Source organism: Halomonas sp. SIMBA_159 (genome assembly GCF_046536035.1).
GTDB lineage: Bacteria > Pseudomonadota > Gammaproteobacteria > Pseudomonadales > Halomonadaceae > Vreelandella > Vreelandella venusta_A.
In genome coordinates this window covers 24785-34377 of record NZ_JAWJBT010000032.1, presented here as the reverse complement: position 1 = coordinate 34377, position 9593 = coordinate 24785, and the positions used below count along the sequence as shown (strand labels likewise).

The following is a 9593-nucleotide window of genomic DNA, read 5'->3' as shown; positions in this document are numbered from 1 at the left end:
GAGTCAGGCCACGAGTGTACGCCTACTCTAAAAGCAACGAACCCACCAAAATAGGTGGGTTCGTCAGCAGTCTGAAACCGCAGGCGAAGCGCCTGCGGTTTTTTTATGGGTGGTGTTCAAGGCCAGCGTTAAAATTGCGGAAAGGTTAGTCCAAGGTACCTGCGATTAAGTCGTCAACAAAGGCAGCTAAATCAGCGTAGACCAACGCATGCTCTAGCCCGTCCCCTTTTGCGAGGGTCTTTTCACCTTTACCCGTTTTCACGAGAACGCTACGGCACCCCACCGATTCACCCGCTTGCAGGTCGCGTAGGCTATCGCCCACCATCCAACTGCCTTTCAGACTGGAAAGCGTTAGTTTGTCCTGTATCTCGGTAAATAGCCCAGGAAGCGGTTTACGGCAGCTGCACTGATCATCGGGTCCGTGAGGGCAGTAAGCGATATGGGCGATTTTTCCGCCTTCCGCTTCCACCAGCGCATGTAAGCGCTTATTCATAGCGTTCAGCGTGGCGTCATCATAGAAGCCACGGGCGATGCCGGATTGATTCGTAGCCACTGCCACGGTAAAGCCTGCCTGGGTAAGGCGGGCAATCGCGCTAATGGCAGAAGGGTAGGGGATCCATTCGGCAAGAGATTTGATATAAGCATCCGAGTCTTGATTAATCACGCCATCGCGATCCAGTATCACAAGCTGCTGAGCGGTAATCATGGGGCTCCTCTTATTGCGGTGGGCAAAAACGTCCACATTAGCGTAAGCCCTGAAGCGGGAATGAGCGAGTGTTTCACGTGAAACATTCGTGCCCTCAATAAAAAGCCCGGCTTATCAAAAGCCGGGCTATCGGTTGCGCCTTCAGAGCAGTCGACGCTCTAAACACTCATCGTGTCACTGGGGTAGCTGAGAGATATCGGCCACTTCCAGGAACAGCGCCTGCAGGCTGGCAAGCAGGGCAAGGCGGTTACGGCGAATGGCATCGTCATCCGCCATGACCATGACCTGATCAAAGAAGGCATCGACCGGCTCTCGCAGCGTGGCGAGCGCGTCTAGCGCTTGCTGATAATCACCTGCTGCGAACAGCGGAGCCACCTGCTGCTGGCTAGCCGTGACCGCTTCAAACAGCGCTTTTTCCGCCGCTTCTTGAAGAAGCGAAGCTTCTACCTGAGTGCTGCCATCATGCTCTTGCTTGCTCAGGATGTTGGAAACACGCTTGTTCGCAGCGGCCAGGGCTGCGGCTTCTTCACGCTGGGCGAAGGCTTTGACGGCACGTAAGCGACGGGCGAAATCCAGCGGTTTGGTGACCGGGCGGGCGCGAACCGCGAGGTACATCTCGGCAGAGATACCCTCTTCCTGGCCCCAGGCGCGGAAGCGGTCGAGCATATACGTCAGTACGTCTTCTACCAGGCCGTCGGCTTTTGGCAGATTCTGGTGCTGATCAGCCGCCACTTGCAGCAGTTCACGCAAGTCGAGATTCAGCTCGCCTTTCACCAGAATGTTCAGCACGCCAATGGAGGCGCGGCGAAGGGCGAAGGGGTCTTTTGCGCCAGTCGGGCGTTGGCCGATACCGAAGATGCCCACCAGGGTATCCAAACGATCAGCTAGCGCCAGCGCTTGTCCGGTCAGGCTTTGCGGAATGGCATCGCTGGCAAAGCGAGGCAGGTATTGCTCTTCTAACGCCTGGGCGACTTCCGCAGGCTCGCCATCCTGCTCGGCGTAGTAACGACCCATGATGCCCTGGAGTTCAGGGAATTCGAGCACCATCTCGGTGACGAGGTCACATTTTGCCAGGGTCACGGCACGCTGCGCGTGGGCCACATCGCCGTGAATACGCTCAGCGATAAAGGTCGCAATAGCCGTGCTACGGCGGGCTTTATCCGCTAGCGTGCCCAGCTGCTGCTGGAAGACCACGCTTTCTAGTTGCGGAATGCGCGAGGCCAGCGTGTGCTTGCGGTCGGTGTCGTAGAAGAAGGCCGCATCCGCCAAGCGCGGACGAATAACCTTTTCATTGCCGGAGATCACCTGATCAGGGTCTTGGCTCTCGATGTTCGAGATAGTGATGAACAGCGGCTTCAGCTTGCCCTGGTCATCCAGCAGGTGGAAGTACTTCTGGTTGGCCTTCATGGAGGAGATCAAGCACTCTGCGGGCACTTCCAAAAAGCGCTCGTCGAAGCTGCCGGTCAGTGCGACGGGCCACTCCACCAAACCGCTGACCTCTACCAGCAGGTCCTCGTCGATGACGGCGTTGGCTTCCTGAACTTCGGCCTCGGCGAGCACCTGTTCACGAATACGCTCTCGGCGACGCTGGCGGTCTGCCAATACGTAGGCGTTTTCCAGTGCTGCCAGATAGTCGTCGGCATGCTCAAGTTGAATCGCATCCGGCGCGTGGAAGCGATGGCCGTAGGTGGTACGGCTGGCTTGAAGGCCAAGGGCTTCGGCGGCAACAACTTGGCTACCGTATAGTGCTACCAACCAGTGAACCGGACGGGAGAACTCAACGCGGGACGCACCCCAGCGCATGTTCTTGGGCACCGGCAGCGACTGTAGTGTTTTACGCACCATCTCAGGCAGTAGCGCTTGAACGCTGTCACCCTGCTGCTGTTCGCGGTAGCCAAGCCAGGTGCCCTTATCGGTTTCCAGGTGGATCAGATTATCCACGCTGACACCGCAGGAGCGTGCAAAGCCTTCCGCCGCTTTGGTGGGGGCGCCGTCTTTAAACGCGGCGGCCAGGGCAGGGCCACGGCGCTCTACTTCACGGTCTGGCTGCTTGTCGGCAAGCCCGGTGACTTGTACGGCTAAGCGTCGCGGCGTGGCGTAGGCGGTCACCGCTTGGAAGGGAATCTCGGCTTCCTGTAGGCCTTTTTCAATGCCGGCAGCAAAGGCGTCTGAAAGCGCGTCCAGCGCGGTCGGCGGAAGCTCTTCTGCGCCTAGTTCTAATAAAAGCGTATCAACGGCCATTATGCGTCTCCCTGCTCAGCGAGCTCTTCTTGTAACAGTTCACGGCGTAATTCTTCCGGTGCCATGGGGAAGCCTGCTGCTTTACGAGACTCGAAGTAGGCGGTAGCGACATCACGCGCCATGGTGCGTACGCGCAGGATGAAGCGCTGACGTTCCGTGACGGAGATCGCGTGGCGGGCATCCAGCAGGTTGAACGTATGGGACGCTTTCAGCACCTGCTCGTAAGCGGGCAGCGGCAGGCTTGCGGCCAAGAGTTTGCTGCACTCTTTTTCCTGGTGATCAAACGCCGCGAAGAGCTGATCCACATCGGCGTGCTCAAAGTTATACGCCGACTGCTCGCGCTCGTTTTGCAGGTAGACATCGCCGTAGCTGACTTTGCTGCCGTCCGGCGCGATGGCCCATACCAAGTCGTAGACGCTATCGACATTCTGCAGGTACATGGCGATACGCTCAAGCCCGTAGGTCAGCTCGCCGGTGACGGGGTAGCACTCGATGCCGCCCGCCTGCTGGAAGTAGGTGAACTGAGTCACTTCCATGCCGTTGAGCCATACTTCCCAACCAAGACCCCAGGCACCTAAAGTGGGGGATTCCCAGTTGTCTTCCACGAAGCGCACGTCGTGGATCAGCGGGTCGAGCCCTAAACGCTTCAACGAACCTAGGTAAAGATCCTGTAGGTTGCTGGGGGAGGGCTTCATTACCACCTGAAACTGATAGTAGTGCTGCAGGCGGTTGGGGTTTTCGCCGTAGCGGCCGTCCGTTGGGCGGCGGGAAGGCTGAACGTAGGCAGCGTTCCAGGTTTCTGGGCCAATCGCCCGCAGGAAGGTGGCGGGGTGGAAGGTGCCCGCGCCGACTTCCATATCGAGGGGCTGGAGGATGACGCAGCCCTGTTCTGCCCAGTACTGTTGCAGAGCAAGGATCAAGCCTTGAAAGGTCGACACATCGGGTGTCGATTGGTTTGTCGAAACACTCATCGCGGAAAGCACCGTTGGCCATGAATTCATAAGCCGTCAAGTATACAATCACAGGCAGATGGGTTATAGGCACGTTAGCCAAAGAGCCGCTTTTGGTAAGGAGAACGAGATGATCGTTGTAACAGGCGGTGCCGGGTTTATCGGCGCCAATATTGTCAAAGCGCTAAATGCTCGTGGCCGTGACGATGTAATGGTGGTCGACGACCTGCGTGACGGCACTAAGTTTGTCAATTTGGCGGACTGCACTCTCGCCGACTACCTGGATAAAGATGATTTTATTGCCCGCGTGAAAGCAGCGCTGCGCGGTGAAACGGTGGATTTACCCACCATCGATGCGATTTTCCATGAAGGTGCTTGCTCGGATACGACCGAGTGGGATGGGCACTACATGATGGAAAATAACTTCGAGTACTCCAAAGTGCTGCTCAACTACTGCGAAAAACTGGGCATTCCTTTTCTGTACGCGTCGTCAGCGGCGACCTACGGCGGCAGCGAGGTGTTCAACGAAGCGCCGGAGTATGAAAAGCCGCTCAACGTGTACGGCTACTCAAAGCTGCTGTTTGATCAGCACGTGCGCTCGCGCTGGAACGAGCTGACCACGCAGGTGGTGGGCTTCCGCTACTTCAACGTTTACGGGCCGCGAGAGCAGCATAAAGGCAAGATGGCCAGCGTGGCGTACCACAACCACCTGCAGATCCGTAACGGCGAAACGCTGAAGCTATTCGGTGCTTACGGCGGCTACGAGGCGGGCATGCAGAGCCGCGACTTTGTTTACGTGGGCGATGTGGTTGATGTAAACCTCTGGTTCCTGGATAACCCCAGTGCGTCGGGCATTTTCAACCTGGGCACCGGCCGCGCCGAGCCGTTCAAGGCCATTGGCGAAGCGGTCATCGACTTCTACGGCCAGGGCGAAATCGACTTCATTCCCTTTCCCCAAGAGCTGAAAGGGCGCTACCAGAGCTACACCCGCGCTGATATTGGCAACCTGCGGGCGTCTGGCTGCGACGTGGAGTTTAAAACCGTCGCCCAGGGCGTTAAGGCGTACTTGGAGTGGCTAAATGGCTAACTCTGCCAAGCGACTGCTGGTAGTAGGCCCCTCCTGGGTAGGCGATATGGTCATGGCACAGAGCCTGTTTATGACCTTAAAAGCGCGCTACCCGGGTGCCACCTTAGGGGTGGTCGCCCCCGCGTGGTCTCAGCCGATTCTTGAGCGAATGCCGGAAGTGGATGAAGTACTGCCGTTGGCGGTGGGCCACGGTGAGTTTGGGCTGGTCAGCCGCCGCGAGCTGGCGGCTCGGCTACGGGGCCGCTTTGATCGTGCCATCGTGCTGCCGCGCTCCTGGAAAGCGGCGCTGGTGCCCTTTATGGCACGCATTCCTGAACGGGTGGGCTTTTTAGGCGAGCATCGCTACGGCTTATTAAAAGAGCGCCGCAAATTAGACAAGCAGGTGCTGGACCAAACCGTCAAACGCTTTGTATCGCTAGGGCTGCCTTTGGAAGAAGCGCAAACCGGGCAGTTCACGATTCCCAAGCCGCGGCTCACCATCGACCGCGACAACCTGGTGAATCTGCGTCTTACCCATGCGCTCTCCTCTCGTCCTGCTATTGGCATGATGCCCGGCGCAGAGTATGGCCCCGCCAAGCAGTGGCCGCTGGCGTACTTTCATCAACTGGCAGCAAGGCTGATCAAAGAGGGCTTTGAGGTAAGGGTGCTGGGCGGAGCGAAGGACCATGCGGCAGGGCAGGCCATCGTGAAAGGCCTGCCGCATGCGCATAATTTATGCGGGAAAACCCAACTGGCCGATGCCGTGGATTTGCTAGCCGACTGCCGCCAAGTGGTCACTAACGATTCGGGCTTGATGCATGTCGCTGCTTCTGTGGGCGTGCGCATCCATGCGCTTTACGGCTCCTCTTCACCCGACTACACGCCGCCACTGACGAATAATGCGGCCATACACTATCTAGGGCTCTCCTGCTCGCCGTGCTTTGAGAGAACGTGCCCTCTGGGTCACACAAACTGTTTAAACGAGCTGGACGTAGAGCGCGTTTACCAAGCCATGCGCGCGGATCGGCAGAATGCGAATGGCGTTATTGTTAGCGCATAATCTCCACCTCGTCGGCTTGGTCGGCGGGCGTTTCGGTGACTTGCTCGATAGCACTCTCTTCTGGCTCGCGCCGCTGAGGAGCCAGCCCTTCCCAAAGGCGGTGTTGGAGCGCGGTCTCTTCACGCAGCCGGCCATTCAGTGCTTCCAGCCCATGAATTTCTACCAGCGTGGGCTGGCTGCTGAGCAGTGAAGCGCCTAGCCCGGCGCGGTTATCGTTTAGCCGCAGTCCCATGGCGTCTAGAATGGTGGGGAAGACATCCAGCATAGTGGCACCTCGGTGCACTCGCTGTGGTTGAATACCATTACCTAGCATGATGAGCGTATTGTCGCGATCCAGCGCGGTGAGTTGATCCCATACCGATACGCGCATGGTGAGGTGATCACTTAACACCACGACCAGCGTATTCTCCAGCAGCCCCTCTTGCTCTAACTGTTCGATAAAATCACGCGCTTGGCGTGCAGAGCACTCCACCGAGTAGAGAATATCCTGGCCATCGAATTCGCCCTGGCGGTCCTGGCAGGTTTGTGAGGGGAATCCACTAGGCGCGTGCCCCGCGATGCTCAAGTTCACCACCGCCCAAGGGCCGTTATCTTCTTCGTTCAGGCGGCGTATTTCGTCGGCAGTAAAGTCGTATAGCGTATCGTCATACAGTCCCCAACTATTCACATACTCTGGGTCATCAAGTTCAGGCAGCAACTCCTCTTTACCTTTCACGGTATTGAACTGATGGCCGCGATAGAAAAGTCCCTTTCCAGCAAACTGCGTACTGGCGCCGCCCATAAAGCTGAGTCGATAGCCCTGGCCAGCTAATACGTCTCCCAGGCAGTCAACCCCAGGCACTACCTGATTGAGTGGCTCGAACTGACTATCGTGTAGAAGGCCTGCGGGCATGAGCGGCACGCCGCACTGGCTGGCGATCATCCCGGCCATGGTCCAGCCCGTATTTTCCATCTGATGAATGCCCTCAAACACCAGCCCGCGTTCGCCTAGTGCGGTTAAATCCGCATACGCCTCACCAAACAGCTCATTGCTGTAGGTGCGCTCCATGCTCTCTAAATACATCAGCAGTAGGTTGGGGGCATCGGGCTGGTCGCCGGTAGGCGGTGACACATAGCGGCGGTCTAGCCACGCGCCGTCGTCAGTCACAATGGCAGCACTGCGCTGGCCAATGCCATAGAGCAGCGGGTTAGCCGCCAGCAGCGCAATGGCAAAGAAGCGCTCGGTTAATCGCCAGCGTTGGTCGTGGCGCGACAGCCAGGTCACGGATGCCAGCACCGCTAACACCATTAAGGTATAGGTGAGCGCCAGCAGCATTTTCCCAGCTCCGCCGTGCTCTGCCATGCCTGCTTGAAGGTGAAAAAACACCGCGCCTAGATCGACGTTGCCAAAGCTATCGGCCAAATAGACATAGATGCTAAATAGGCTAAGTGGCGCAAGCGACCACGGCCACATGGCCCGGTAGCGAGCATTCAGTGGTGCACCCCAACGCAGTTTTAGGCCGACCCCAATCCACACGGCTGCGGTTAAAAAGAGTGTCCACCAAGGCAGGCGAGTTAGCACAGTGACGGCATAGCCGAGGCTGAGGCCAATCACAACCAGAGGCAGCCAGGGGGTAAGTTTGAGTGACCTTAAGGGGGGCATCCTGTATCCCTTTTCAGAACGTGCTAAATGAGTGGCTCAGCTTATCAAAAGTCGCGCGCCGTGGCCGTGTTAGCATGCAACTAAACGAGCTATGGTGATGAGCACCATGGGTCTTAAACCGAGTGGGCAAAGGTGAACCGTGTCTATTTCCGCTGTGTTAATTGTCAAAAACGAAGCGCACCATTTACGTGAGTGCCTGGAAACGCTGACCTGGGCCGACGAAATCGTGGTGCTCGATGCGGGTAGCCAGGATGAGACGTGTGCGATTGCGCGAGAGTTCACCCAGAATGTGAGCGTTAACGCCGACTGGCAAGGCTTTGGTATTCAGCGCCAGCGGGCGGAAGCCCTGGCAAACAGCGAGTGGATTTTGATGGTCGATGCCGATGAGCGCGTAACGCCTGAACTGCGCGACAGCATTCAAGCTGCCATTCAGCAGCCGCCTGCTGCCTACAGCGTGAGCCGGCTATCTTGGTGCTTTGGCCGCTTTATTCGCCACTCTGGCTGGTACCCAGACCGCGTGCTGCGCCTCTATCCGAAACGCCAGGCGGGCTATAACGCTTCGCTGGTGCATGAAAAGCTGGTGGTAGAAGCCGGGCTGGCTGAAAAGCCGTTATCCGGCGACCTGCTTCACTATACCTACCGCGACCTGCGCCACTATCTTGAAAAATCGGCACATTACGCCCAGGCCTGGGCAGAGCAGCGCGCCGCCCAGGGTAAAACGGCCACGCTATGGCAGGGTATTAGCCACGGCCTAGCCTGCTTTCTCAAAATGTACGTGCTTAAGGCGGGCTTCAAAGATGGCAAACAGGGCTTGTTGTTAGCACTGCTGTCCGCTCACTCAACCTTCGCTAAGTACGCGGATCTCTGGGTTCGTACGCAGACCTCCGAGAAGCAGCGCTGAGATTTGTTCGGCTGCCGCGTTGAGATCGATGGCGGTCATGTCCTGTTGGTCGGCGCCTGAAGGCGGGCTAAACGCCAGGCGCTTTTCCGCCCGGTTGCAGGTTTGCCAGCGCAACGGCGTGGCGGAGCGTTTAGCCGGATAAAAACCCGCCGTAGCGATGTCCAGGCAGCCTGCGATATGCAGCGGCCCGGTTGAACCGGCAATCAGCATATCCGCTCCGCCAAGCTGTAGGGCAAAGGCGTCGACACCTGCGGTGCCGGGGAAGTGGTCTGCTACAACACCATTTGTGGCTAGCTGCTCCCTCAACTCTTGTGCCTGGGGCTGCTCACTGGGGCCAGCGCTGATCAGCCAGCGTAGCGGCAGGTGTTGGCACTGTTGATGGACTTGAGTGATCAGCGCGGCGTACTGCGCTACCGATAGATTCACGGCCGAGCCACCGCTGCCAGGATGAACCACCACCACATGCTCTGAAGCGTCGTTGACCAACGTTTGTCGCTGGGCATGACGTTGCGCGTCATCCAGCGGCCAGAAGGGGGGTGAGGGCAGGGTGGAAAGCTTCAGCGAAAGGCGAGCCAGCAGTTCACAGGCCAAATCAACGTTGTACTGGTACTCAGGTTTTGCTGACTGCGAGCGGCGCTGGCGTACCCGTACGTTATAGAACACCTGCGCCCACTTGGTCGCCGGGGCAACGCGCAGCGGAATGCCTGCTTTCATGCCTAGCCAACCAATGCGCGGCGTCGAGAACAGCGTTAGCAGTGCATCAAATTTCGATTGTTTCACGTGAAACAATAGCGCCTGCTGCGCCGCTTTATTGGCCTGGTTGCCAGGGTCGATAATGACCTCATCTACCCATGGGCACGCCTTAGCTAACGGGGCCGTATAAGCGGGCACCAGCACCGTAACGTGGGGCGCAGGCGATGCCTGTTTCAAACACGCCAAGGCTGGCCACGCCAACATAAAATCGCCGATTTTGTCGTTACGCACGACAAGCAGTCTCTGCGCCATGATTTAGGCCCCGTTAATAGCA

General features: G+C 57.9%; 8 protein-coding genes. 3 read left to right on the top strand and 5 right to left on the bottom strand.

Going from position 1 to position 9593, the window contains the following annotated elements; translation table 11 throughout:
* Positions 1-145: 145 nt before the first annotated feature.
* From gmhB to glyQ, 3 genes are all read right to left on the bottom strand, one after another.
* The gene (gene gmhB / locus R0J87_RS17245) at positions 146-706 is read right to left on the bottom strand and encodes a D-glycero-beta-D-manno-heptose 1,7-bisphosphate 7-phosphatase (RefSeq protein WP_498887696.1); all 561 of its coding nucleotides are present in this window, start codon (positions 704-706) and stop codon (positions 146-148) included.
* 174 nt (positions 707-880) lie between these two features.
* Complete coding sequence (glyS, locus tag R0J87_RS17240) at positions 881-2947, bottom strand: glycine--tRNA ligase subunit beta (protein ID WP_498887694.1); 2067 nt, start codon at positions 2945-2947, stop codon at positions 881-883.
* Complete coding sequence (gene glyQ, locus R0J87_RS17235; RefSeq protein WP_404464649.1) at positions 2947-3918, bottom strand: glycine--tRNA ligase subunit alpha; 972 nt, start codon at positions 3916-3918, stop codon at positions 2947-2949. The genes glyS and glyQ overlap by 1 nt, the downstream gene beginning before the upstream one ends.
* A 109-nt stretch (positions 3919-4027) precedes the next feature.
* Between glyQ and rfaD the strand changes: the two genes are divergently transcribed.
* Complete coding sequence (gene rfaD / locus R0J87_RS17230; protein WP_498887692.1) at positions 4028-4984, top strand: ADP-glyceromanno-heptose 6-epimerase; 957 nt, start codon at positions 4028-4030, stop codon at positions 4982-4984.
* The gene (waaF, locus tag R0J87_RS17225) at positions 4977-6023 is read left to right on the top strand and encodes a lipopolysaccharide heptosyltransferase II (protein ID WP_498887690.1); all 1047 of its coding nucleotides are present in this window, start codon (positions 4977-4979) and stop codon (positions 6021-6023) included. The genes rfaD and waaF overlap by 8 nt, the downstream gene beginning before the upstream one ends.
* Here the strand turns inward: waaF and R0J87_RS17220 are convergent.
* Entirely contained in the window at positions 6013-7665 is a 1653-nt protein-coding gene (locus tag R0J87_RS17220; protein ID WP_498887689.1) for a sulfatase-like hydrolase/transferase, read from the bottom strand. The genes waaF and R0J87_RS17220 overlap by 11 nt on opposite strands.
* Before the next feature lie 139 nt (positions 7666-7804).
* Here R0J87_RS17220 and R0J87_RS17215 point away from each other — a divergent pair, with 139 nt between their 5' ends.
* Entirely contained in the window at positions 7805-8566 is a 762-nt protein-coding gene (locus R0J87_RS17215) for a glycosyltransferase family 2 protein (RefSeq protein ID WP_498887687.1), read from the top strand.
* On the opposite strand, the gene R0J87_RS17210 is transcribed toward R0J87_RS17215, so the two are convergent.
* Positions 8504-9571: a glycosyltransferase family 9 protein gene (locus tag R0J87_RS17210; protein ID WP_498887685.1), complete on the bottom strand. Its 1068-nt coding sequence runs from the start codon at positions 9569-9571 to the stop codon at positions 8504-8506. The genes R0J87_RS17215 and R0J87_RS17210 overlap by 63 nt on opposite strands.
* Positions 9572-9593 lie beyond the last annotated feature (22 nt).